The organism is Actinomadura viridis, from assembly GCF_015751755.1.
Taxonomy (GTDB): domain Bacteria; phylum Actinomycetota; class Actinomycetes; order Streptosporangiales; family Streptosporangiaceae; genus Spirillospora; species Spirillospora viridis.
Genome location: NZ_JADOUA010000001.1, coordinates 6,295,600 through 6,319,543 on the forward strand (window position 1 = coordinate 6,295,600; position 23,944 = coordinate 6,319,543).

Genomic DNA, 23,944 nt, shown 5'->3' on the forward strand with positions numbered 1-23,944 from the left:
GGTCAGGCTTGCCCGGCCGGGGGAACGGCGGCCGGGGCGTCGCCGGCGGGACTCGTCACCCGTGGCCCGGCCAGCGCCTCGTAGAAGTCCGACAGCGCGCGGCTGTGGCCGTGCTTGGCGTTCACTGCGGCGCCGATCTGGCGGGCCCGGTGCACCAGGATGTCGGAACGGTGCTCGGAGGGCAGGTCGAGGATGGCGTCCTGGCCGGCCTGGAGGGCGGCGTCGGCGTTACCGGCGTGCAGCTGGCAGATCGCGCGGTCCAGGCGTACCAGGGTGCGGTCCACCCGGTCGGTCGGCGCGTAGAGGGTGAGGGCGCGGCTCAGCGCCTCGTCGCCGTGCCGGTGGTCACCGAGGTTGGTGAAGGTGTCGCCCTCGTAGAAGGCCATCTGCCGGGCGGTGAACCCGAAGACCAGGTCGCCGGTCTGCTCGGCGGACAGCTGGTCGAAGACCGCCCGGCCGCGGACCAGGGCCCGGCGGGCGCTCGGGGCGGCGTCGCCGCGCCCCCGCATCGCCAGCAGGCCCAGCGCGCGCGCCTCCACCGCGGGCGCCATGGCCGCGGCGACGCTCGGGGAACGGCCCGCGAGGTCCTGGGCCTTGCGGGCCAGGTGCAGCGCCTCGCGCGGGTCGCCGTAGTACATCGGGACGAGCGACTCGCGGACCGTCACCCAGGCCCGCAGCCGCCGGTCGCCGGTCTCGTCGGCGGCCGTGCGGGCGGTGCGGAAGAACGAGCGGGCCAGCCGGTGGTCGCCCAGGTTGATCATGATGAGCCCGGACAGGGCCGACAGCTGGGCGGCGAGACGGCACAGCCGCTCCTGGAGCTCGACCGGCTGCCGCTGGTCGACCATGCGCCGGACCTCGCTGAAGTCCAGCAGCACGTCGCACAGCATCCGCAGCGACGGTGTCGCCTGGTACTGGCGGCCGTAGCCGTGGGTCGTCTCCTCCCACTGGTCCAGCATGGTCGGTGAGACGGTGGCGCTGACCAGCGTGTCGTCCATCTTGCGCCGAAGACCGTCCACCGCGCCCAGGAACTGGCCGTCGGGCGCCACGCCCACCCCGGCCAGCAGTTGCAGAAGCGTTCTGCGAAGCACGATGTCCTCCTCTCCCACATCGATCGCGGCGGGGCCGCCGGCGCGGTCGGGGCCCCGGTCGCATACGGAGATCCAATGCCGGTCGACGGAGCCGCCGACGACCGTCCCCACCAGGGGCTTCTGGGGCTCCGGCGCGGAGAACGGGCCGGCCGGCCGCTCCGGAGCGCGATACGGCGCCGCGGGGACGCCGGGACGGGCCGCGTGGCCGCGGCCGCAGATGCAGGGGTTCTGGTAGCCGAGCCCGTCGGGGTCCACCCGGTAGACGGCGCAGAGGTAGTGCAGGTACTCGGGGCCGGGCCGTTTGTAGCCGCTCTCGTACGCCGACAGCAGCGTCTCGCCGAGCCGCGGCTCGGGCTTGCCGTCGACCTCGTAGAGGGCCTTGACCTGGGCCACGATGTCGGAGAGAGGAACGCCGTGGGAGAGCCGGTGGGCCTTGATCCGGCTGGTGCCGAACAACGGCCCGCACTGATCATGAATTTCTTCGGCGATCTCCGCCGGACAACGGCCTCCGGCCAGACCCCGCGCACGAATTCTGCGCGCTATGTCCGTTTCTTTACGGGGGGTGTCCGACATCGGCTCCGGCCTCCTCACGCTGCGGGCGAAAGAGGGGCCGGAAAAGCCCCACTTCCGGCCACGGCGACCGGTTTACGGGATGGCCACGACAGATAATGCCTTGCGCACGCAGCGTAACCCTTGCACTGCGGTCGGCCAAGCGATTCCCAGGAAACACGGGGGTTCGGGTGGCTCGCACCACCCCCCGGGTAGAGAATCCTCCTCCGCGGAGGTGCGTTTCTCTCCCCGGAGAGGGGTAAACGCCCACCCGCACCCCGCGGTGTCCGCTTGACCGACTCTCTGAGAGTTGCAATTCTCACCGCAGCAAGAGAACGGAACCGGCGAGTCGATCATCGAACGGGACAAAAGATCAACAGAATCGAACGGTCCGCACACGATCGAGGGAGGGGGTCTCAGGTGGTCGCCGACAGACGCACGGGCTACCTGCACGAGCTGGAGAACGAGCTCGACACGCGGGGACTGATCGCCCGGGTGGTCCAGACCCGTTCGGGGCCGGCCTTCCTCCGGGTGGTCAACCCGGACGCGGCCAGCCTCGCGGAGGACGTCACGTGCGCCCCCGCCCCGGAGTCGCACGATCACTACTACTGGTGGTCCTGGGGAGAGCGCATGCACCGGGTGGACGACCCGGGCGGCGCCGCCGTGAAGCTGGCCCGCGTCCTGCAGCCGCTGAGCGCCCGGCCGGACGACGGCGGATCCGGGAAGGTCCCCTAGAACCGGGCGTGTCCCGTGGGTCGCGGCCGGAACGGCGCGGCAGTCGTGGGCCTCACGGGACACGTTCGCCCGGAGGGGTCCGGGGCACGCGGCCGGGCGCGGCCGGCCGCGTGCCCCGGACCCCTCCGGGCATGATCTTCTTCCTCGCCGGCCAGGTCGGATACTCTCCTGCGGCGTACGATCCGCGGCGTCCGGTCCCTTACGATCGGGCTCGTACCGCCACGGGTCGGAGGCGGGACACCGCGAATCCCACAGCCGGTCGGGGAGGGTCAACCCCCAATGTCACTCACCCTCGCGCCCCTCGCGCCCCTCATGCCGTGGGCGCAGAACGGCACGCCCGAGGCCGCCTGCCAGAGCCGGGACCCCAGCGTGGCGTGCCGGGTCGTGTGGAACATCTCACACAACGACGACTTCACCCGGTTCTTCCGCAACTGGCTGGACCGGCCGCTGAACACCCTCTTCTGGATCATCGTGATCCTGGCGATCGCCCTGGTGCTGCGCGTCATGGCGCACCGGATGATCACGCGGATCACGCTGCGGATGGCCGAGAGCACGATGTCGGAGCGGGTCCGCGAGCGCAGCCGGACGGTCTTCGACGGCAGCCCGGCCCTGCTCAACCAGCGGCGGGCGCAGCGCGCCCGGACGATGGGGTCGGTCCTGCGCAGCATCGCCTCCATAGTGATCATGGGGATGGCGCTGTTCAGCATCCTCGGCCAGATCGGGCTCAACCTCACCCCCGTGCTGGCCAGCGCCACCGTCATCGGCATGGCGGTCGGCTTCGGCGCGCAGAACATCGTCAAGGACTTCCTGGCCGGGCTGTTCATGCTGCTGGAGGACCAGTACGGGGTCGGCGACGTGATCGACGTGGGCACCGCCAAGGGCACGGTCGAGGCGGTCACCCTGCGCGTCACCCGGATGCGCGACGTCAACGGCGTGGTCTGGTACGTGCCCAACGGCGAGATCAAGAAGGTCGGCAACGAGTCCCAGAACTGGGGCCGCGCGGTGCTGGACATCCCGGTGGACATCGGCGAGAACGTCGAGAAGGTCAAGGAGATCCTCCAGAGCACCGCGGACGAGATGTCGGTGGCCCCCGGATGGGACGAGGTGATCCTGGAGGAGCCCTCGGTCTGGGGCGTGCAGGCGCTGGCGGGCGACGCGGTGATCGTCCGGATGGTGCTCAAGACCGCCCCCGGCAGGCAGGCCGACGTGGCGCGCGAGCTGCGCGAACGCGTCAAGAAGTCGTTCGACGAGGCGAACATCTCGGTGGCCACCCCGAGCGCCACGCTGTAGCAGGCCCCGCCCGCTCCCCGCCCGCTCCCCGGTCCGGCCGCCCCGCGCATCCGCCGATCCCGCGCCCGCGAGGCCCTGCGAGCACATAGGGTGGACACCGCTATGGCTGAACAGGTGACTTTTTACGAAGCGGTCGGCGGCGAGGAGACCTTCCATCGCCTGGTCCATCGCTTCTACCAGGGCGTCGCGGATGACCCTCTGCTCCGCCCCCTCTATCCGGAAGAGGACCTCGGCCCCGCCGAGGAACGGCTCCGGCTCTTCCTCGTCCAGTACTGGGGCGGCCCCAACACCTACAGTCAGCAGCGCGGGCATCCGCGGCTGCGGATGCGGCACGTGCCGTTCGTGATCGGCGAGGCCGAGCGTGAGGCGTGGCTCCGCCACATGCGGGACGCGGTGGACGAGCTGGAGCTGCCCGAGCAGTTGGAGAAGATGCTCTGGGACTACTTCACGATGGCCGCGCGGAGCATGGTCAACTCCCCTACCTGACCTCTGTCCCTAAGTAGCCTCAGCCACCGCGCGAGCGCGTTGGCTGCCCGGTGGGGCGATGCCGGAGGCGAGCGCCGTAGGCCGGGAACTGGAACGAACGGAGCCGCCGGACGGCCACGTGGTGGCCGTCCGGCGGCTCCTATCAGGCCGCTCGTGTCATTCCGTCAGAGCGGGGGACGCTGGAGCCGCAGCGGGTCCGTGGCGTCCGAGGGCGTGGTGGTGAGCGTCCGGGCGCGAGCCGCGTCGGCCCCGGCCCACCTGAGCAGGTCGGCGATGGCCTTGGCCCGCTGCTCGGCCGGCAGCTTGTCGATGAGCCTGCCGCTGTGGTTCATCCCCGGCGCCTCGTAGACGGCCGAGTCCTTGCTGCCGCGGCCCAGGCGGAAGCGCTCCGAACCCCACGGGTCGTTCTCTCCGTACAGGAACATCAGCCGGCTTCCGTGGTTGCGGACCCACCGGTCGATGTCGCGCATCGCCCTGCCGCCGTCGAACCGCATCGCGATCTCCCGGGGCACGTACGTGCGGGGCTGGTAGCTGCTCTCGTGGCGCAGCAGCGGCCGCAGGTGCGTGAACTGCGGCGTGCCCCAGCCCAGCTGCGTACCGGCCTGGTAGTAGTACGGGACGTACGGCGCCAGGCCCTGGTCGGTGTAGAACGACAGCCCGGCGATCGCGTCCAGGCTCGCGTAGAGGTCGTCGTCGGAGGCGTCGAGCGCCGGCAGGGACCCGCAGTCGGACTGGAGGCTGTACTGCCAGAAGGCCCACTCGTAGTCCATCACCGTGTTCTCGAACGCGCGGTCGGGGGTGCGCAGGATCGAGAACGTCCAGCCGTTCTCCGCGGCGGCGGCCGTGAAGCGCTTCAGCATCTCCGGGCGCCGCTTGAGGAACTCGCGCGCCAGGTCCTTGATGTGCGCCCGGCAGGTGTCGTCGGTGCCGACGGTGGCGAAGAACTCGTCGTACCGGCTGTCCTCGTCGTTGTCGACGTCGTTGGGCGCCACGTAGACGACGCTGCCGTCCACGTCACCGGGGTAGAAGCGCTTGTGGTAGACGGCCGTCATGCCGCCCTTGCTGCCGCCCGTGGAGATCCAGCGACCCTTGTAGATCTTCTTCAGCGCGCCGATCAGCCGGTGCTCGTCGGTGGCGGCCTGCCAGATCGTGTCCTTCGTCCAGTCCGCGGGCTCGGGCCGGGACGGGGTGAAGTAGCGGTACTCCAGCGAGATCTGGTTGCCGTCGACCAGCGCCGTCGGCTCGGACCTGAACATCACCTCCGGGGTGTTGTAGCCGCTGGTGTAGAGCACCATCGGCCGGTCCTCGGACTTGTGCTGGAGCATCACCCGCTGCTCGAACCACTGCCCGCCGGGGCGCCTGTGATCCACCGGCTGCCGGTAGGTGAGCCAGAACCACCGGTGACCGGGCAGCGTCGAGGTCTTCTCCTCGACCTTCATGCCCGGGATCGCCTTCAGCTCGGCGGCGATGTCCTCCGCCGCGGTCGTGCCGTCCGCCCGGGCCGTGGTGCCGCCGGCGCCGGTCAGGCCCACGGCGAGCAAGAGCGCCACCGCTCCTCGTGAGACGCGCCGCATCCTTCCCCCTTCTGTGGGATCGCCACATATCGCGAGAGGACAGTAGAGGGAAAAACAGGGTCAAAACGGATTGCTGTTGCGCTTGTTACCGAGCCGTGACAGATGGGCGGTCATGCCGTCCGGGCGGCCCCGGGAACGGCACCGGAGATCATCGCCCCAGGTCACAGCGGAGAATTCAGGGTGATTCCGTCGTCCCAGGGAGCGAGCCGTTCGAAAAGGCGCTCATCGTGCCAGCGGCCGTTGACGTGAATGTGCCGGCGCGCGACGCCGACCTGCCTGAACCGGTTACGTTCCAGAACGCGCTGCGAGGCGTGGTTGTCGACGCGGGTGAACGCCTCCACGCGGTGCAGGCGCAATTCGCGGAACGCCACGTCGAGGACCTGCCGTACGGCCTCGGTGGCGACACCGCGGCCGGCGTTGGCACGTGCCACCCAATAGCCCACGAAACAGCTCTGCAAGGGGCCGCGCAGGATGTTGTTGAGCGTGATGCGACCGGCCACCCGGCCGTCCACCAGCACGACGCCCGGCCACATCTCCCCGGCGCCGTACGCGTCGAGCAGGTCGTGCACGTTGGCGCGCTGGCCCTCCAGGGTGAAGTACGCCTCGCCGCGTTCCGGTTCCCAGGGCCGCAGGTAGTCGCGGTTGGCCAGGCACAGGACGGTGAGCGCCGCGGCGTCGTCCGGCCGTACGACCCGTACACGCACATCCGCCGCCGGCCGCCGGGGCGCCGGTACCGCGAGGGCGGCGGGGCGGGCCGGAGCGCCCGGGGCGGCGGGCCGGAGGGTCCATGGGCGGCTCGTTCCCGGGCCGCCGCCCTCGGCCGTCGCCGTCATGCGGACGGCACCAGGTAACGGCCGATGAACTCACGCTCCTCGGCGGTGAAGCGGCGCAGCCGGCCGGCCTCCACGTCGAACGCGACCAGCACCGACACGGCCTCCGCGTACACGTGCTCGTCGTCGCGCACCTCGTAGGCGAGGGTGAACGACGCGGCCCGCGCCTCGGTCACCCAGGTCTCCACCCGGATCGGGTACACCGTCGGCAGCAGCGGGTGCCGGTAGTCGATCTCGTGCCGGGCGATCACCATGCCCCGGACCGGCTTCTCGCCCTTCCGGACGGGATCGCCGTGGAACATCTCCAGCCGCGCGTCCTCCAGGTAGCCCAGGAACTTGACGTTGTTCACATGCCCCTGGGAGTCGATGTCACCGAAGCGGAGCTTGAACTCGTGGACGTGGCGGCGCTCGGCGGCGGGCGGGTTCGTGTCGGGCATGTCCTCGCCAGGGGTCGGGAGCGGAAGCTCGTGGATCGCGCCGATGGTACCCGCCGCGCGCGGGCCGCCCCGCCCCGCACCCGCCGATGTGAGCAACGTCTACGAGCGGACCGGGAGCGGCGCCGGACGGACGGGCGGAAACGCCGGAGCGCCGTACCCGGATGACGGGCACGGCGCTCCGGAAAGCGATCGTGGGGGCGGGTCAGTCGCGCTTCAGCTTGCGGTGGGTGACCCGGTGCGGGCGGGCCGCGTCGGCCCCCAGCCGCTCGATCTTGTTCTTCTCGTAGTCGGCGAAGTTGCCCTCGAACCAGAACCAGTTCGAGCCTTCCTCCCACGCCAGGATGTGCGTGGCGATGCGGTCCAGGAACCACCGGTCGTGCGAGGTGATGACGGCGCAGCCGGGGAACTCCAGCAGCGCGTTCTCCAGCGAGCCCAGCGTCTCGGTGTCGAGGTCGTTGGTCGGCTCGTCCAGCAGCAGCACGTTGCCGCCCTGCTTGAGGGTCAGCGCCAGGTTGAGGCGGTTGCGCTCGCCGCCCGACAGCACCCCGGCGGCCTTCTGCTGGTCCGGGCCCTTGAACCCGAACGCCGCGACGTAGGCCCGCGACGGCATCTCGACCTGGCCGACCTTGATGTGGTCCAGGCCGTCGGAGACGACCTGCCACACCGACTTGGCCGGGTCGATCCCGCCCCGCCCCTGGTCGACGTAGGAGATCTGCACCGTCTCGCCGACCTTGAGCGCGCCCGAGTCGGGCTTCTCCTCACCGACGATCATCCGGAACAGCGTGGTCTTGCCGACGCCGTTGGGGCCGATCACACCGACGATGCCGTTGGGGGGCAGGTTGAACGACAGCTTCTCCATCAGCAGGCGGTCGTCGAAGCCCTTGGTGAGGTCCTCCGCCACGATCACCGTGGTGCCCAGGCGCGGGCCCGGCGGGATCTGGATCTCCTCGAAGTCCAGCTTCCGGGTGTTGGCCGCCTCGGCCGCCATCTCCTCGTACCGCTGCAGGCGCGCCTTGCTCTTGGTCTGCCGGGCCTTGGGGTTGGAGCGGACCCACTCCAGCTCATCCTGGAGACGCTTCTTGCGCTTGGCGTCCTTGTTGCCCTCGACCTTGAGCCGCTCGGCCTTCTTCTCCAGGTAGGTCGAGTAGTTGCCCTCGTACGGGAACAGGCGGCCCCGGTCGACCTCGCAGATCCAGGTGGCCACGTTGTCGAGGAAGTACCGGTCGTGGGTGACGGCCAAGACCGTGCCCTCGTACTTCTCCAGGTACTGCTCCAGCCACTGCACGCTCTCGGCGTCCAGGTGGTTGGTGGGCTCGTCCAGCAGCAGCAGGTCGGGGTGCTCCAGCAGCAGCTTGCACAGCGCGACCCGGCGGCGCTCACCACCCGACAGCTGGGTCACGGGAAGGTCGCCGGCCGGGCAGCGCAACGCGTCCATCGCCTGCTCGAGCTGGCTGTCGAGGTCCCAGGCGTTGCGATGGTCGAGCTGCTCCTGCAGCTTGCCCATCTCCTCCATCAGCTCGTCGGAGTAGTCCGTCGCCATCTTCTCGGCGATCTCGTTGAACCGGTCGAGCAGGCCCTTGGTCTCGGCCACGCCCTCCTCGACGTTGCCCAGGACCGTCTTGTCCTCGTTGAGCGGCGGCTCCTGAGCCAGCAGGCCCACCGTGTAACCGGGCATGAGGCGGGCCTCGCCGTTGGAGGGCTGCTCCAGGCCGGCCATCATCCGCAGCAGCGTCGACTTGCCCATCCCGTTCGGCCCCAGGACACCGATCTTCACCCCGGGCAGGAAGCTCATGCTGACATCGTCGAGAATGACCTTGTCACCGTGCGCCTTGCGCACGCGCTGGAACGTGAAGATGTACTCCGCCATATCGTCAAGAGTAGGGGGTCTCGGGGACCGCTCGTCGCAGCTCCGGGAAGGGATCATCCGTCCGCGGCCTTGGGCCCTTCGATGGCGGGCAGGCAGACCCGGTCGCGGCCGGACTGCTTGGCCCGGTAGAGCGCGAGATCGGCGGCGGCGAGCAGCTCGATCAGGTCCTCCCCGTGCATCCGGAACAGGGCCACGCCCACCGAGATCGTCACGCCGACCGTGCCGTTCTCCGCGGGCACCGCCAGCCGCCGGACCCGCCCCCGCAGCCGCTCGGCGACCCGGCACGCCTCCACCGTGTCCGCGCCGGGCAGCAGCACCACGAACTCCTCGCCCCCGAACCGCCCGACCACGTCGTAGTCGCGGAGCTGGCCGCACAGCGTGCTGGCCACCCCGATCAGCACGTGATCGCCGACCAGGTGCCCGTGGGTGTCGTTCACCCGCTTGAAGTAGTCGATGTCGATCAGCAGGAGGGCCAGCGGGTCGTGGGTGCGCTGCGCGCGGGCCAGCTCGGTGTCGGCCTCCCGCTGCCAGGCCGCGGCGTTGAGCAGCCCGGTCTTGGCGTCGGTACGGGCCGCCGCCTGGAGCTGCTGGTGCATGAGGCTGCGCTGCAGCAGCACGACCGGGGGCAGTGCCAGCACCAGCAGCCCGAGCGAGAGCGCGCTGGTGATCGCGACGAGCACCCCCACGCACAGCTCCACCACGTCCAGCAGGAGGCTCTCGCGGTTCCACAGGACGTCCCGCCAGCGCCCGCCCGGATTGGCCGCGTGCGCCGCGATCGCCACCAGGACCGTGTTGAGCACGGTGAACAGGGCGGCGCAGCCCACCGCCACCGGGATGCCCGGCCAGCCCTCGATCACCCACGAGGGCCGCCCGCCCAGGGGATCGGGCACCACGAGGTGGAAGAGCAGCGACGTGCCCGCCCCGGCCAGCCCCAGGGCCGCCATGACCAGCACCCGCCGGTACAGCAACGTGCGCCGCACCCGGAACTGCAGGAGCATCTGCAACGGGATGGGCACCAGCAGCGCGTACACCGGAGGGAGCAGCAGCGCGACCGGCAGCCACCAGGCCGACAGCATGTCCCGCGCCACGCCCGCCGGCATCCCGAGCCGCCGCGACGCCTCGATGCACACGGCCCCGCAGGCCAGCAGGGCGGCGAGCGTCAGGAGGTCCCGTGCCCGGGGAACGGTGGCCAGCAGGCCGACGACGGTCAGCGTCAGATGCAGGGCGACGACCGCCGGCACGTAAACGGCCAGCAAGGACGGACGCAACGCGACCGCCCGCCGCCGCGGCCTCCGCACGAGCTCCCCACCACGATCCCCGGCGGACGACTGCACAGCCGTCATCCTTCCCCCTTACACCGCCTCACGTTGTGTAACACACTAATTGCAACGTGTGCGGGGCGGGCCGTAAACCGGTACCTTCGGTACCTCACATGTGGGCGGCCCGCACCGGAGCCCGCCATCGGGCCGGCGAGATCACGCCGTCCGCATCTCTTCCTGAGGGGGAATACACCATGCGCGGCATTTCCTGGATCTAGCGCGCCCGCACGCCTGACGGCAGGGAACCGCCCGTCCGCCGTCACCCCCCCCAGCACACTCCGGGCGTTGACATTTCAATCACTGCGACGCCCCACGCCCGCCGGCACCGCCGAAGCGGGAGCTCAGGCCGCTTCGGGCCGGCTCTCGTCGTGGTCTTCGGCGGCCGGGGTGGGGCCGGTGCCGGCGGGGTCGCCGAAGGGGCCGCCCAGTGCCCATTGGTCGGCGACCTCGCGGGCCTCCCGCCGGTCGTCGTCGGTGAGCGCCCCGGCGCGCTGGACGGGACGGAAGGCCGCGGTGCCGCGGCTGAGGTCGTGGCCGATCGTGGTGGCCTCGACCTCGGCGGAGAAGCGCCACTGGCCGTCCTTCTCGTACTGGCGGATGCGCAGCCGGCCGGTCACCACGAGCGGGTGGCCGCGCCTGAGGTCGGAGGCGCCGGCGTTCTCGGCGAGATGGCGCCAGCAGTTGACGGTCAGGAACATCGTCTCGGCGTCCTGCCACCGGCCGCTCCTCCGGTCGTAGCGGCGGGGCGTGAAACCGACGCGCAGGGACAGGAACGGCGTGCCGTTGCCGGTGACGGTGAAGTAGGGCTCCGCGGCGACCCAGCCGATCACGGTGATGTGCGCTTCGTTCACGTCGGCTCCGCTCTCGTCGAGAAGTTCTGACGACTCGACGGTGCCGGACGGCGGCGCCCGGTGAAAGGGATCCGCGGAACTGTGGATAACCCGCTACGGCAGCACCGTGGTCACTTCCTCGCGGAACCTGGCGTAACGGTCCAGCTCGGCGGCCACCGGCTCGATGACCTTCTCGTCGGCCACCTTCGCGATGCTCTCGCTCATGTGCCGCTCCATCCGCTGCCCGTGCTTGGACGAGGACAGCGCCACCAGGTTGCGGCAGGCCGCGGAGGTGAGGGCGCCCATGCCGTGGGTGCACACGACCAGGATCGCCACGTACGGGATCAGCCCGGCGTCGAGCAGGGCGCCGGCACCGTCGGCGCCGACCGTGCCGGTGCCGGCCAGGAGGAGGATCCACAGCACGCCCAGGCCGCTGACCAGGACGAGGAAGTACTGCCAGGTCTTGACCAGCCACCACCAGCGGGGAACCTGGTTGAACGCGGGCAGGGCGTCCTTGAGGGAGGCGCCGAGGGCCTCGGGCAGCTCACCGGCGTGGGAGCGCGCGGCGGCGCGCACGGCCCGCGCCCACGGTTCGGGAAGGTCGGTGGTGACGCCGTCGGTGACGCCCTGCAGGGCCGCGTCGACGTCGCCCTGCTGGGCGCCGATCGGGCCGGTGAAGGCGTTGCGCAGCTCCTCGCGCAGCTCGGTGAGGCGCATCCGGCGGAGCGGGTCGCTGCGCAGGCGGCTGATCAGGGCGCTGACGGGCCAGCCGACGAAGTCGGCGGCGCGCAGCTCGTAGGCGCTCTCCATGGCCTCGGCGACCGCGGGGGCGCCTGCGGCGTCGGTGAGGGAACGGACCAGCTCGGTGCGGCGGGCGGCGTCGACCCCGGCCGGGGGCTCGGCGTCGCCGCGCTCGCGGGCCAGGCGTTCGGCGACCTTGTCGATGTCGACGTCGAGCCGTTCGCCGCGGGCGCGGCGGGCGGCGACGGTGTCGACCAGGACATCGCGGAACCCGCGGACGCCGTCCTCGCTGAGCGTCGAGGTGGTCACGATGCGGGGGTCGGCCAGGCCCTCGGCCTCCAGGAGGCGGCGCAGGTCGGCCACGCAGTCGTCGATCTCGTGCGGCTGCAGCCGGTCGACCTGGTTCAGCACGATCAGGGTGACGCCGGCGTGCCGGGCGAACGGGACGATGTAGTTGCGGTGCAGGGCGGCGTCGGCGTACTTCTGCGGGTCCACCACCCAGACCAGGAGGTCGGCGATGGTGACGAACCGGTCGACCTCGGCCCGGTGGACGGCCTGGATCGAGTCGTGGTCGGGCAGGTCCAGGAGCACCAGCCCGTGCAGGGAGCTGTCGGGGCGCCGCAGGTCCAGGGCGCTGGCGCGGGCGTAGCGGTGGCGCTTGTCGACGTCGAGCCAGTCCAGCAGGGGGCCGGCGCCGTCCAGGCCCCAGACGCAGGCGTGCGCCTTGGAGGTCATCGGGCGCCGCATGCCGGTGGGCGACAGCTCCAGCCCGCACACCGCGTTGAACAGGGAGGACTTGCCGCTGCCGGTGCCGCCGGCCAGGGTGACGACGGTGTGGTCGCCCGACAGCCGCAGCCGCTCTCCGGCGCGGTCGAGCAGCGCGCCGGCCTCGTCCAGCAGGTCACGGTCGAGCCGGCCGGCGCCGTACTGGACGAGCCGCCGGAGTCCGTCGAGCCGGGCGGCCACGCCCGGCCCGGGTTCGGAGGACCCGGCCGGCGCGTCGGCGGAGAGGGCCGAGGTGGTCATCGGGCGACCTCGAGGTTGTAGGTGGCCTGGTAGAGCTGTACGGGAACGGTCTCGTCGGGGATGCCCGCGGCGTCGATGGCCTGCCCGTAGCGGATGGCCTCCTCGTCGAACAGCATCCCGATCCGGCTGCGCAGGTCGGCGCGCGCCTTGGCGCCCATGCCGCGCAGCGACTCGGCGCCGAACAGGGCCTTGAGGAGCCGCTGCGGCACGGCGCTGGTGCCGCCCTCGACGGCGACGTCGGAGGTGCCGTAGCCGAGCAGCCCGATCATGAGGACCAGCGAGACCGCCTCGGAGTCGAACGAGACGACCTTGGCGACCGAGCGCTTGGTGACGCCCTCGGTGCGGATGAGCTCGTGGACGTGGTCCTGCCAGGAGCTGACCGCGCGGGTGACCCGGCGGGACAGCTCCGGGGACGCGTGCCCGAGCGTGGCGGCCGGGCCGGCCAGCACCTGCCGGCCCGCCGGGTGGTCCCGCCAGCGGACGATGACCTGCTCGGCGGCGTGCTCGGCGGACGACACGATCAGCGACTCCAGGCCGCTGCGCAGGGCGGCCTTGAGAGCGAGGACGCGGGTGGGGCTGCTGCGCCGCCGGCGGCCGGAGCGGCGGCCCGCCCGGCCGCGCTGGACCTGCAGGGAGCGCAGCAGGTCGCCGGTGCCGGCGAAGTCCTGCCAGCGGGCCAGCACCTCGCCGCGCAGCAGGGAGCCGTTGCGGGTGGCCTCGTCCAGCTCGGCGAGCGCGGTGCCGTAGGCGGACTCGACCTCCCGGGCCAGCTCGGCGCGCTTCTCGACCTGGGCCTCGACCTGCTTGGCCAGCTCGGGGACGCGGGTGCGGAAGCTGTCGAGCACGCCGGCCAGGGTGTCGCCGATGACGACCGTGCGGTCGTCGGTGTTCTCGGCGAGCCCGACCAGCCATGCGCGGATGTCCTCGACCGCCTCCTCGGGCAGCCGGCTCTCCTCGACCCGGGTCTCCGGGATGGTGAAGCGGCGGGCCTCGCCGACGCCGCGTTCGGTCAGCATCTCGCCGAAGTGCTCGACGACCTCGGCCCCGGCGCCCTGCGGCACCCGCGACAGCGCGACGCCGATCGTGGCGCCGTTGTCCTTGGCGCGGCGCAGCATGTCCCAGACCTGGGCGTCGGCGTAGCGCGCGGCGGTGGTGACGCACAGCCACAGGTCGGCGGCGGCCATCAGCTTGGTGGCGAACTCGTAGTGGTCCTCGAAGACCGAGTCGAAGTCGGGGCTGTCCAGCAGGGCCAGGCCGGGCGGGAGCGCGTCGCTGCCGATGATGACGAGCTGGTCGCCGGCGATGGCGTCGGGGGCGGGGCCCCGGACCCGGCCCATGCCGGGCAGCATCGGCCCTTCCAGGAACCAGTCGGTGAAGTCGGGGTGGCAGACCAGGATGGGGCTGCTGGTGGTCGGCCGGAGCACGCCGGTCGCGCTGACCCGCGCCCCGACCAGGGTGTTGACCAGCGTGGACTTGCCCGCGCCGGTGGATCCGCCGAGCACCACCAGCATCGGGGTGCCGGCCGCCTGGATCCGGGGCAGCACGTAGTCGTTCAGCTGGTTCCGCAGCTCCAGCCGGGCCTCGCGGGCCTCGTCGACCCCGGGCACCTCCAGCAGGAACTCGAACGCGCCGAGCTGGTCGCGCAGGCCGTTGAGGGCCCGGATCAGCTCGCCCTGCCGTACGGTGATCACGCCCTCCGGCGGGCGCTCGGACGTGCGCGCGGCCGGGCGTTCGGCCCGGCCCTCGGACGGGCGCCCGGACCTGCCGCCGGAGCCCGGGACGGCGCCCGCGTCCTCGTCGTGAACCGCGCTCTGCTCTGCCGGGGGTGTCACGGATCCCGTCCCATGTCCGCTCGAATCACGTCGATCTCTCGTGCCACGTCGACCACGTCGCCCACGACCACGATCGCCGGCGGCCGTACCCCGGCGGCCGTCATCTCCCCGGCCACCGTGCCCAGGGTGGCCGTCAGCGCCCGCTGGCCCGGGAGGGTGCCGTCCTGAATCACGGCGACCGGCGTGTCAGACGACCGACCATAGCGCATGAGGGCCCCGGCGATGAGGGTCATCCGCTCGACCGCCATGAGGAGGATCAGGGTGCCCTGGGAGCGTCCCAGGGCGGGCCATTCGACCGTGGAGGCCGGGTCGTCCGGTGCCACGTGCGCGGACACCACGTGGAACTCCTGGGACACGCCGCGGTGGGTGACCGGGATGCCCGCGGCCGACGGCACGGCGACGGCGCTGGTGATGCCCGGGACGACGGTCACGGGGATGCCGTGCCGGGCGCAGTGCAGCACCTCTTCGGCGCCGCGCCCGAACACGAACGGGTCGCCGCCCTTGAGCCGGACCACGAAACTGCCCCGCCGGACGTGCTCGACCAGGAGGTCGTTGATGCGCTCCTGGGTGACCGTGCGGCCGTAGGGGATCTTGGCCGCGTCGACGACCTCGACGTCGGCGGCGAGCTCGTCGAGCAGCTCGCGCGGGGCCAGCCGGTCGGTGACGACCACGTCCGCCTGGGCCAGCAGCTGCCGGCCCCGGACGGTGATCAGCCCGGGGTCGCCGGGCCCGCCGCCGACCAGGGCCACGCCCACCGGCTTGTGCCGGGAGTGGCGGCTCTCCAGCGTCGCGTCGCGCAGCCCGTCGACGACCGCGTCGCGGATGCCGGCGGCCCGCCTCGGGTCGCCGCCCGCCAGGACGCCGACGGTGGTCTCGCCGACATGGCCGCTCGCGGGGGTCCAGGCCGGGGAGGCGTCGGCGTCGTCGGCGCGCACGCACCAGATCCGCGCGGCCTCGGCCTCGGCGACGACGGCCGCGTTGACCTTGGCGTCGTCGCTGACGGCCTGCACCAGCCAGGCGCCGCGGCAGTCGCCCTTGCGGTAGGGCCGGCGCACCCAGGTCACCCGGCCGGTGACCGCGTCGGGCGCCGCTCCCCCGGTGGACGGCTCGGTGGACGGCCCGGTGGACGGCTCCGCGGAGGGCTCAGCGGAGAGCCCGGCGGACGGCTCCGCGGAGGGCCCGTCGACGGTGTCGCCGACCAGGTCCTCCAGGGACGGGGTGATCTCAGGGGCGACCAGCACGATGTCGGCACCGGCCGCCAGCAGCGCGGGGATCCGGCGCTGGGCGACCCTGCCGCCGCCGACCACGAGCACGCGACGGCCGCCCAGGCGAAGGCCTAGCAGGTACGGGGGCACGGCGGTGTTCTCTCGATCGTGGTCGTGGGGGCGGTCGCGGGCGCCGGTGGCGGGCGGGTGTCTCTGTGGATCAAAGGTACCGGTGTTGTCGTGCGCATGGAGAGGGCTCCCGCCCAGTCGATAGCCGAGCGTGACTCATTCCGTGATCGTGTCGTGACTCCGTCCGGGGTCCTTCCCGCTGACTCCGGCCGAGTCGAACGTGGCGACCTCGTGCAGGACCCGTACCGCGCCCTGGACCAGCGGCAGGGCCAGCAGGGCGCCGGTGCCCTCACCGAGCCGCAGTTCGAGGTCGACCAGCGGGCGGAGCCCCAGATGGCCCACCGTAGCGGAATGCCCCGGCTCGGCCGAACGGTGCCCCGCCACGCACGCGCCCAGCACGTCGGGGGCCATCGCCGCGGCGACCAGGGCGGCGGCCCCGGCGATCACGCCGTCGAGCACCACGGGGACGCGCAGCGCCGCCGCCCCGAGGATGAACCCGGCGAGCGCCGCGTGCTCCAGGCCGCCGACCGCCGCGAGGATGCGCTCCGCTTCGGGACGGGTCACCGGAGCGGTTCCAGAACGTCCGGAATCGGGGGTGGGCAGCAGTCCGTGACGGGCGAGGGCGGCCCGGACGACCTCCACCTTGTGCGCGTGGGTCCGGTCGTCGATGCCGGTGCCCCGGCCGGTGACCCGCTCGGGCGGCAGTCCGGTGAAGGCGGCGATCAGGGCCGCGGAGGCGGTGGTGTTGGCGATGCCCATGTCGCCGGTGAGCAGGCAGCGGGCACCGTCCCCGGCCAGGTCGCGCGCCACCTCGATCCCGGTCTCCATGGCCTGCCGCGCCTGGCCCGGCGTCATGGCCGGCCCCTCGGTCATGTCCGCGGTGCCGGGGGCGACCTTGCGCGCCAGCAGCCCGGGGGCGGGGCCGAGTTCGGCGGCGACACCGACGTCCACCACGGTGACCGTGGCGCCGACCTGGCCCGCGAACGCGTTCACCACGGCGCCGCCGGCCAGGAAGTTGGCCACCATCTGCGCGGTGACCTCCTGGGGCCACGGGGTGACGCCCTGGGCGTGGACGCCGTGGTCGGCGGCGAAGATCGCGACGGCGGCGGGCTCGGGCAGCGGCGGCGGGCACCGTCCCGCGAGCCCGGCGAGCCGGACCGACACCTCCTCCAGCACGCCCAGCGAGCCCGGCGGCTTGGTGAGCCGAGCCTGGTGCTCCCGCGCCTCCCGGACGGCGGCCTCGTCCAGGGGCCGTACGGCGGCGATCGTCTCCTCGATCAGGCTCACGCTGTCTCCTCCGGCGCGGCGTCCGGCCGCGCTCTCCTCGGATTCCCAGATCCCCTCAGATGCCCCAGTCCCTGAGATGCCCCGGCCCCCTCAGATGCCCAGGTCACCGAGCACCTTCAGGAGGGCGTCGTTGGCGGGCCGGTCCCGTACGGCGATCCGCAGCCAGTCGGGGCCCAGGCCGGGGAAGGTGTCACCGCGCCGGACGGCGTACCCGCGCTGCCGCAGCAGCGCCCGGATGCCGAGGGCGTCGGGGACCCGCAGGCACAGGAACGACGCGCGCGCCCCGGGGACGACGTAGAGGCCGCGCCCGGACAGCTCGGCGGCCAGCCGGTCCCGTTCGGCGGCCATCCCCGCGGCCCACGCCTCCGCCTCGGCCACGGCGGCGGGGGCGGAGCACTCCTCGACGGCCACCAGCGCGGGGGTGGACACCGCCCACAGCGGCTGCGCCGCGGCGAGCGCGGTGATCAGCCGGGATTCGGCCAGGACGTACCCGGCCCGCAGCCCGGCCAGGCCCCAGGTCTTGGTGAGGCTCCGCACGATGACGAAGCCGGGCGGGAGGCGGGTGGCCAGGCTCTCCGGCTCCCCCGGCACGCAGTCCATGAACGCCTCGTCCACCACGACCGTCCGGCCCGGCCGGGCCAGCGCGGCCACGGCGGCGGCCGGATGCAGCACCGACGTCGGGTTGGTGGGGTTGCCGATCATGACCAGGTCCGCGTCGGCGGGGACGGCGGCCGGATCGAGGACGAAGTCCTTGCCGAGGACGACCCGGCCGACCTGGTGACCGGCGGCGCGCAGCGCCGCCTCCGGCTCGGTGAACTGCGGGTGCACCACGACCGCGCGGCGCGGCCGCAGCACCCGCGCGATCAGCACGAACGCCTCGGCCGCGCCGGCGGTGAGCAGCACCTCCCCGGGCGCCCGGCCGTGCCGGCGGGCCACCGCGGCGCGGGCGGGCTCCGGGTCGGGGTAGGCGGCCAGGTCGGCCAGGGATGCGCGCAGCCGCTCGGCCAGCCAGGCGGGCGGGGTCCCGGTACGGACGTTCACCGCGAAGTTGGCCAGACCTTCCCCGATCTCCGCGTCACCGTGGTGCCGCAGGTCGACGTCCTGCTCCTGCCCCGCCCGGGTCACTTCCGTCATGGCCATCCGCCTCGTTCCGTCGTCGCCCGGCATGCCGTCGACCCTGTCGAACGTGTCAGCGGCCATGTCAGTGCCCGTAGCCATGGCCGAGCGCGTGCCCGTGCCCGTGGCCGTGGCCATGCCCGTGGCCGTCGGCCGGGTCGTCGGGATGGTGGTGCGGGGTCTGGGGCGCCCCCACGCGGTCCTCGAAACCCGGCATGGCGATCCGGTAGACGCAGGTGTCGCAGTTCATGCGGATGTCGCCGCCGAGGGCCTCCTCGTACCGCTCGGCCACCACGTCGGCGAGCCCGTCGCAGTCGCCGATCACCTCGGCGCACCGGACGTCCAGCTCGGGACGGCCCGCCGCGTACGCCCGCGCCTCACCGGCCACCCGTTCCGGCAGGACGCCCCGGAACAGGAAGTACGGCACCACCACGATCCGCCGCGCGCCGAGCCTGCGCAGCCGTTCCAGGCCCTCGGGCACGCTCGGGCGGGCCAGCGAGACGAACGCGGGCTCCACGCCCATCAGCCCGTGCCGCTGCTCCGGGCCGCCCGCCCCCCGGCCCTCCCAGAACAGCCGGGCGACCTTGTGCACCTCGGCGTTGGCGTCGGGGTCGGTCGACCCGCGCCCCACCAGCAGCACCGCCGTCGGCCCGGCCGTCGGCGCGGCGGGCGGCGCGGCCTCCAGGGCGGCGTCCATGCGCTCCTCCAGGAGCGACAGCAGGGTGGGGTGCGGGCCGAGCGGGCGGCCGTAGGCGTACGACAGCCCGGGATGGCGGACGAGTTCGCGCGCCATCGCCCCGGGGATGTCCCCCTTGCCGTGCCCCGCCGCGACCAGGACCAGCGGCACGGCCGCGACGCGCCGGTGGCCCTCCCCGTAGAGCCCGGTCACCACCTCGGTCAGCGGCGGCGGGGAGAGCTCGATGAACCCTCCGGCCACGGGCACCGGCACGCGGCCGCGCAGGCGTTCCAGGAACCGGCCGAAGTCGGCGACCCCGTCCTCGTCGCGCGTACCGTGCCCGACCACCAGCAGCGCGGGCTTCGGCTCGTTCACCGTGGTTCTCCCTCGTAGTAGAGCAGGGCGTTCGCGGCCGCGGCGGCGACCGCCGAGCCGCCCTTCTCCGAGACGTTGCTGAGCTGCGGGAGGCCGCTGGCGCGCAGCGCCTCCTTGGATTCGGCGGCGCCGACGAACCCCACGGGAAGGCCGATGACCAGGGCGGGCGCGACCCCGCGCGCGATGACCTCGAAGAGCGCCGTGGGGGCGCAGCCGACCACCCACACCGCGCCCGGCCCGACCTCCGCGTACGCCAGGCGCATCGCGGCGGCGGAACGGGTGATGCCCGCGGCGCGGGCCATCCGGGCCGCGGCCGGGTCGTTCACGTGGCAGATCGTCTCGCGCGCGGTGATCCCGGCCGCCACCATGCCGACGTCGGTGACGATCGGCGCCCCGGCGCGCAGCGCGGCCAGGCCCCGTTCCAGGGACTCCTCCGTGGTCTGCAGGTCCACCGCGTACTCCAGGTCGGCGCTGGAGTGGATCACGCGTTCGGCCACCGCCCGCCACAGCGGCGGCATCGGGGACAGGTCGACGCGCGAGCGCAGGATCTCGAAGGACCTGACCTCGATCGGGTGCGGCTGACGGACGGTCACGGCTCTCCTCGCCTCTCGTTGTCGAAGTCCCGGCCCACGGCGCTCGCCTGGCGGCTCGCACCTGACCGGGCCTTGGCGAGCGCGACATCGCTTCGCGATCCGCCCGGCGCGGCTCGCCTCCGGCATCGCCCCACCGGGCAGCCAACGCGCTCGCGCGGCGGCTGAGGCCATTTCGAGACAGGCCCTAGGCCCATTGATACCCCCGGGGTGTAACAAATCGCCCGGCGACCGTGCGGCTGCGGCTGGACCCGACCAGCACCACGGTGACCATGTCCACCGCGGCCGGGTCCACCGCCGCCAGCGTGGTGACGGTGACCGCCTCGTCCGGGCGGGAGGCGTTACGGACCAGGCCGACCGGGGTCTCCGGGGGGCGGTGCGCGGAGAGGATCCGCAGCGCCTCCGGCAGCTGCCAGTCCCGGGCCCGGCTGCGCGGATTGTAGAAGCAGACCGCGAAGTCGCCCTCGGCGGCGGCCCGCACCCGCCGCTGGATGACCTCCCAGGGTGTGTGCAGGTCCGAGAGGGAGATGTAGGCGTGATCGTGTCCGAGCGGGGCGCCGAGCAGGTTCGAGGCGGCGACGGCGGCGGTGATCCCCGGCACTCCCTCGACCTCGATGTCGTACGAGGCGAACTCCAGCGCCGGGCTCGCCATCGCGTACACGCCCGCGTCGCCCGACCCGATCAGCGCCACCGCGCGGCCCGCGGCGGCCTGCTCGACGGCGGTCCGGGCCCGTTCCTCCTCCTGGCCCAGGCCGCTCGCCATGATCACGGTCCCCGGGCGCAGCAGGTCGCGGACCTGGTCGACGTACTGGTCCAGCCCGACCACCACCGAGGAACGGCGCAGCGCCTCGTGCGCGCGGGGGGTGAGCAGGTCGCGCGCGCCCGGCCCCAGCCCGACGATGCTCAGCCGCCCCTTGGGCTCCAGCCGCGCCACGGCGGCCGTGGCGCCGGCCGACTTGTGCTTGTGCGCCACCAGTTCCGCGCTCCGGCCCAGCGAACGGGCCGCGTGCAGGGCGGACGCCTCGGCCACGCTCGGCGTCCCCACCTCCGCGCGGACGACCTCGGACGGGTTGGGCACGGCCACCCCGGCCAGCACCTCGGCGGGGAACGTCACGATCTCCCAGCCGCGCGCCGCGGCGGCCTCCCGGATGCCCTCCTCGTCGGCCTTGAGGTCCACGGTCGCCAGGCACCGCACCGACTCGGGCGCGAGCCCTGCGCCGCCGAGGACCCGGTCGATGAGGCCGCCGACCTCCGCCGCCGACACGCCGCGCGCGGAGCCGACCCCCACCACCAGCGACGGCGGCCGGTACACCAGCCGGTCGCCGAACCACCCCTCGTGGCACATGCAGGAGATCTCGGCCTCGTCGGTGACGAGGATCCCCACGGCGGGCTCGGTGCCGTCCGCGTCCGCCGCGCCGTCCTGGCCGTCCTGGCGGCCGGGGACGGGGCCGGGGACGGGGCGGACGTTGGGGGGCAGCGCGGGCAGCGGCCAGCCGTCCGCCCCTTCCAGGGACACCGGCTCGCCCGACAGCACCGCCGCCCCGACCCGGGCGAGCAGCCCCGGATCGTGCACGGTGAAGCCGAGGTCGGCGCCGTAGGAGTCGAGCGGGGCGGCGCCGGTCCGGTCGCTGGCGGTCGTCACCACGGGCTCGCAGCCGAGGACCCCGGCGAGCCTCCCGGCCAGCACGTTGGCGCCGTGATGGCCGCCCAGCACCGCCACCGCGTACCGCATGCCCTCGTCCACGCACACCACGGCGGGGTCGGTGGTCTTGTGCTCCAGCAGCGGCGCCAGCACCCGTACGGTCGCGCCGACCGCGAGGAAGCTGACGATGGCGTCACAGGTCCGCCACGCCTCGCGCAGGGCGTCGGACGCCTTCTCGCCGGTGAACGAGCGCACCTCGTCAGGCCAGGCGGCGGCCAGGGCCTTCGCCGCCGTCCGGCCGCCCGCGGTGGCCGCGACGACACCGATCATCGCTCGCTCCTCGTCTTCATCTGTCGTCCCAGGGGACGGAGTCGGGGTCGGGGTCGGGGAGCGCGGCGACCGTCACGGCGGCCGCCTCCGGCTGCGGCACCGGGGCCCAGCGGCCGGATGGATCGGCGCCGTCGCGTTCGCCCCACACCACGAACGCCGCCGCGGCGCCCTCCGGGTCCCGCCCGGCGGGCCCGGCCGGCAGGGCCGGATCCGCCTGGATCCGTACGGCGTGGGCGGTCAGGGCCTCGCCCCGGAGCGCGTCCACCGCGGCCCGGACCCGGTCGGGCCCGGCCGTCACCACGACCACGCTCCGCAGGGCGCGGGACGCGCACGCGCGCACCACCTCCGGCCCGCCGCCGCCGACGAAGACCGCGTCGGGATCGGGCAGGTGATCGAGGACGGCCGGGGCGGTGCCGCGCGAGACCGCCACCTTGACCCGGTGGGCGCGGACGTTGCGGCGGACGCGCTCGCAGGCGGCCTCGTCCCGTTCCACGGCGACGACGGCCGCGCCGAACCGCGCGCATTCGATGCCGACCTCGCCCGCGCCGGCGCCGACGTCCCAGACCAGGTCGCCGATCCGCGGCCCCAGCCGGGCCAGCGCCAGCGCCCTGACCTCCGCCGTCGTCCCCACGGGGCCGGGCCCGAACGCCGCGTCCGGCAGCGCCCAGCCGCCGGGCCCCGGGCGCGGCCCGGCGATCCAGCCGCGCTCGCCGGGTACGGCCCGCCGCGGGTCCAGGACGAGGACCACGTTCGGGTCGTGCCAGGGCCGGGTGCTGGCCTCGGCGGGACGGACGGTCACGACCCGTTCGCGGGGGCCGCCGAGGTCCTCGCAGACCACGAACGTGCGCGGGGTCTGCGGGAACAGGGCGCGGGCCAGCTCGGCGGGCCCGGCCCCCGGCGCGGTCAGGACGGCGACCTTGGGGTGCGCCCGGCACGCGTTCACGGCGCGGCGCAGCTCGCGCCCGTGCGCGGAGACCACCAGCGCGTCGTCCCAGGGCAGCCCGGCCCGCGCGAACGCCCGCGCCACCGACGACAGCGCCGGGAGGACGCGCGGCCGGTGCCCGCGCTCGCGCAGCGCCCGGACGATCCCGAAGAAGCCCGGGTCGCCGCTGGCGACGACCACGATCCGGCGGCCGTCCCCGGCGCCCGCCGCGGCGTCGATCTCGTCCAGGGCCGCCCGCACGTCGCCCATGACCACGGTGCGCGCGCCGTCCGGAACGGGCAGGGCCGCCAGATGGCGGGCGCCTCCCACCACCAGGGCGGCGCGTTCGAGCAGCTCGCGGGCCTCCGCGGCGAGCGGCGTCCCGTCATGCCCCAGGACGGCCAAGGAGTACGGAGGGGGCTCGGGGGGCGCGCCGCTCATCGCTGGAGCCGCCCGTACATGCCGACCATCCGGTCACCGCCGGAGTCGAGCAGCACGACCTGGACCGCGACCGGGCTCCGGCCGGTCCCCGCGGCCTCGGCGGCGGCGCGTTCGAGGTCGCCGGCCACGCGGCGGCACAGCTCACGGCCGCAGGGGCCGAGCAGCCCGGCGTCGTCCCACAGCTCGCAGGCGCGCCGGACGGATCCGGCGGCGGCGACCTCGGCGGCCAGCGCGGGCGGACCGCCCATGTCCGTGGTGATCTCCGCGAGCGGCGCACCGCCGCCGTCGCCGTCCGCTCCGGTGCCCGCGTACGGGGCGAGGTCGTCGGCCGTCCCGAGCAGGATCAGCTGGCCGAGGCCGTGCGCGACGGCCTGCCGCAGGGCTTCGGCCACGTCCGCACCGGCAGCGGGCGAGGGGCCGGGCGCGCCGTCCGGGGCGGCACCGGCGGCGGGGGAAGGACCGGCGGCACCGGCGGTTTCCAGGAAGCAGGCTTCGGGCAGCCGGGGCAGCATCCCGGCGGCGGCCCGGCCGGCCGGTCCCGGGCCGTGCAGGACGAGGGTCCCCTGCCCCTCCGCGGCGATCGCCGCCACGGCCTCCCGTACCGCTCGGGTCATGGTCGCGCCCGCC

Annotated in this window: 20 protein-coding genes; 3 read left to right on the plus strand and 17 right to left on the minus strand. The window is 73.6% G+C overall.

Translation table 11 applies throughout. From position 1 onward, the window contains the following. Positions 1–2: 2 nt before the first annotated feature. Positions 3–1,544 (minus strand): NsdA family TPR-like regulatory protein, encoded by a 1,542-nt coding sequence (locus IW256_RS28495; protein WP_197013883.1) that lies wholly within the window; start codon positions 1,542–1,544, stop codon positions 3–5. 513 nt (positions 1,545–2,057) lie between these two features. Between IW256_RS28495 and IW256_RS28500 the strand changes: the two genes are divergently transcribed. The 3 genes from IW256_RS28500 to IW256_RS28510 all read left to right on the plus strand — a co-directional run bounded on the left by IW256_RS28500 (position 2,058) and on the right by IW256_RS28510 (position 4,148). After that, positions 2,058–2,372, plus strand: a complete 315-nt coding sequence (locus IW256_RS28500) for a hypothetical protein (protein WP_197013884.1) — start codon at positions 2,058–2,060, stop codon at positions 2,370–2,372. A gap of 279 nt (positions 2,373–2,651) precedes the next feature. Then, positions 2,652–3,662: a mechanosensitive ion channel family protein gene (locus IW256_RS28505; protein ID WP_197013885.1), complete on the plus strand. Its 1,011-nt coding sequence runs from the start codon at positions 2,652–2,654 to the stop codon at positions 3,660–3,662. A 102-nt stretch (positions 3,663–3,764) separates the two neighbouring features. After that, positions 3,765–4,148, plus strand: coding sequence for a globin (locus IW256_RS28510; RefSeq protein WP_197013886.1), 384 nt, complete (start codon positions 3,765–3,767; stop codon positions 4,146–4,148). A gap of 164 nt (positions 4,149–4,312) precedes the next feature. Here IW256_RS28510 and IW256_RS28515 read toward each other — a convergent pair whose 3' ends face one another. The 16 genes from IW256_RS28515 to IW256_RS28590 form a co-directional block, all read right to left on the minus strand. Beyond that, complete coding sequence (locus tag IW256_RS28515) at positions 4,313–5,698, minus strand: S28 family serine protease (protein ID WP_307829155.1); 1,386 nt, start codon at positions 5,696–5,698, stop codon at positions 4,313–4,315. A 185-nt stretch (positions 5,699–5,883) separates the two neighbouring features. Next, entirely contained in the window at positions 5,884–6,555 is a 672-nt protein-coding gene (locus IW256_RS28520) for a GNAT family N-acetyltransferase (RefSeq protein ID WP_197013888.1), read from the minus strand. Further along, positions 6,552–6,989 (minus strand): acyl-CoA thioesterase, encoded by a 438-nt coding sequence (locus IW256_RS28525; protein ID WP_197013889.1) that lies wholly within the window; start codon positions 6,987–6,989, stop codon positions 6,552–6,554. Before IW256_RS28525 ends, IW256_RS28520 begins: the two co-directional genes overlap by 4 nt. A gap of 202 nt (positions 6,990–7,191) precedes the next feature. Then, a complete protein-coding gene (gene ettA / locus IW256_RS28530) occupies positions 7,192–8,856 on the minus strand; it encodes an energy-dependent translational throttle protein EttA (RefSeq protein ID WP_197013890.1) in 1,665 nt (554 codons plus the stop codon). 53 nt (positions 8,857–8,909) lie between these two features. Then, the gene (locus tag IW256_RS28535) at positions 8,910–10,199 is read right to left on the minus strand and encodes a sensor domain-containing diguanylate cyclase (RefSeq protein WP_197013891.1); all 1,290 of its coding nucleotides are present in this window, start codon (positions 10,197–10,199) and stop codon (positions 8,910–8,912) included. A 317-nt stretch (positions 10,200–10,516) separates the two neighbouring features. Then, the gene (locus IW256_RS28540) at positions 10,517–11,026 is read right to left on the minus strand and encodes a single-stranded DNA-binding protein (protein WP_197013892.1); all 510 of its coding nucleotides are present in this window, start codon (positions 11,024–11,026) and stop codon (positions 10,517–10,519) included. A gap of 93 nt (positions 11,027–11,119) precedes the next feature. After that, a complete protein-coding gene (locus IW256_RS28545; protein WP_197013893.1) occupies positions 11,120–12,772 on the minus strand; it encodes a P-loop NTPase family protein in 1,653 nt (550 codons plus the stop codon). Then, the gene (locus IW256_RS28550) at positions 12,769–14,604 is read right to left on the minus strand and encodes an AAA family ATPase (protein ID WP_307829156.1); all 1,836 of its coding nucleotides are present in this window, start codon (positions 14,602–14,604) and stop codon (positions 12,769–12,771) included. The genes IW256_RS28545 and IW256_RS28550 overlap by 4 nt, the downstream gene beginning before the upstream one ends. Beyond that, a complete protein-coding gene (cobA, locus tag IW256_RS28555) occupies positions 14,601–15,959 on the minus strand; it encodes a uroporphyrinogen-III C-methyltransferase (protein WP_197013894.1) in 1,359 nt (452 codons plus the stop codon). The genes IW256_RS28550 and cobA overlap by 4 nt, the downstream gene beginning before the upstream one ends. Positions 15,960–16,094: 135 nt before the next feature. Beyond that, on the minus strand, positions 16,095–17,225 hold the full coding sequence (gene cobT / locus IW256_RS28560) for a nicotinate-nucleotide--dimethylbenzimidazole phosphoribosyltransferase (protein WP_197013895.1): 1,131 nt from the start codon (positions 17,223–17,225) through the stop codon (positions 16,095–16,097). Positions 17,226–17,315: 90 nt separating this feature from the next. Next, positions 17,316–18,365 carry an Rv2231c family histidinol phosphate aminotransferase CobC gene (cobC, locus tag IW256_RS28565; protein ID WP_269218219.1) on the minus strand — a complete coding sequence of 350 codons (1,050 nt, stop codon included), beginning with the start codon at positions 18,363–18,365 and terminating at the stop codon, positions 17,316–17,318. A 61-nt stretch (positions 18,366–18,426) separates the two neighbouring features. Further along, positions 18,427–19,392: a sirohydrochlorin chelatase gene (locus IW256_RS28570; RefSeq protein ID WP_197013896.1), complete on the minus strand. Its 966-nt coding sequence runs from the start codon at positions 19,390–19,392 to the stop codon at positions 18,427–18,429. Further along, entirely contained in the window at positions 19,389–19,985 is a 597-nt protein-coding gene (locus IW256_RS28575; RefSeq protein WP_307829157.1) for a precorrin-8X methylmutase, read from the minus strand. Before IW256_RS28575 ends, IW256_RS28570 begins: the two co-directional genes overlap by 4 nt. Before the next feature lie 184 nt (positions 19,986–20,169). Continuing rightward, on the minus strand, positions 20,170–21,954 hold the full coding sequence (gene cobJ / locus IW256_RS28580; protein ID WP_197013898.1) for a precorrin-3B C(17)-methyltransferase: 1,785 nt from the start codon (positions 21,952–21,954) through the stop codon (positions 20,170–20,172). Between the two features lie 16 nt (positions 21,955–21,970). Beyond that, positions 21,971–23,317, minus strand: a complete 1,347-nt coding sequence (cbiE, locus tag IW256_RS28585; protein ID WP_197013899.1) for a precorrin-6y C5,15-methyltransferase (decarboxylating) subunit CbiE — start codon at positions 23,315–23,317, stop codon at positions 21,971–21,973. Continuing rightward, positions 23,314–23,931, minus strand: coding sequence for a hypothetical protein (locus IW256_RS28590; protein WP_197013900.1), 618 nt, complete (start codon positions 23,929–23,931; stop codon positions 23,314–23,316). The genes cbiE and IW256_RS28590 overlap by 4 nt, the downstream gene beginning before the upstream one ends. Positions 23,932–23,944 lie beyond the last annotated feature (13 nt).

Coding starts and splice junctions, on each gene's coding strand:
- IW256_RS28505 (WP_197013885.1), top strand. CDS start 2,652: ATGTCACTCACCCTCGCGCCCCTCGCGCCCCTCATGCCGTGGGCGCAG.
- IW256_RS28510 (WP_197013886.1), top strand. CDS start 3,765: ATGGCTGAACAGGTGACTTTTTACGAAGCGGTCGGCGGCGAGGAGACC.
- IW256_RS28520 (WP_197013888.1), bottom strand. CDS start 6,555: ATGACGGCGACGGCCGAGGGCGGCGGCCCGGGAACGAGCCGCCCATGG.
- IW256_RS28525 (WP_197013889.1), bottom strand. CDS start 6,989: ATGCCCGACACGAACCCGCCCGCCGCCGAGCGCCGCCACGTCCACGAG.
- ettA (WP_197013890.1), bottom strand. CDS start 8,856: ATGGCGGAGTACATCTTCACGTTCCAGCGCGTGCGCAAGGCGCACGGT.
- IW256_RS28535 (WP_197013891.1), bottom strand. CDS start 10,199: ATGACGGCTGTGCAGTCGTCCGCCGGGGATCGTGGTGGGGAGCTCGTG.
- IW256_RS28545 (WP_197013893.1), bottom strand. CDS start 12,772: ATGACCACCTCGGCCCTCTCCGCCGACGCGCCGGCCGGGTCCTCCGAA.
- cobC (WP_269218219.1), bottom strand. CDS start 18,365: ATGGCCATGACGGAAGTGACCCGGGCGGGGCAGGAGCAGGACGTCGAC.
- cobJ (WP_197013898.1), bottom strand. CDS start 21,954: ATGATCGGTGTCGTCGCGGCCACCGCGGGCGGCCGGACGGCGGCGAAG.
- cbiE (WP_197013899.1), bottom strand. CDS start 23,317: ATGAGCGGCGCGCCCCCCGAGCCCCCTCCGTACTCCTTGGCCGTCCTG.
- IW256_RS28590 (WP_197013900.1), bottom strand. CDS start 23,931: ATGACCCGAGCGGTACGGGAGGCCGTGGCGGCGATCGCCGCGGAGGGG.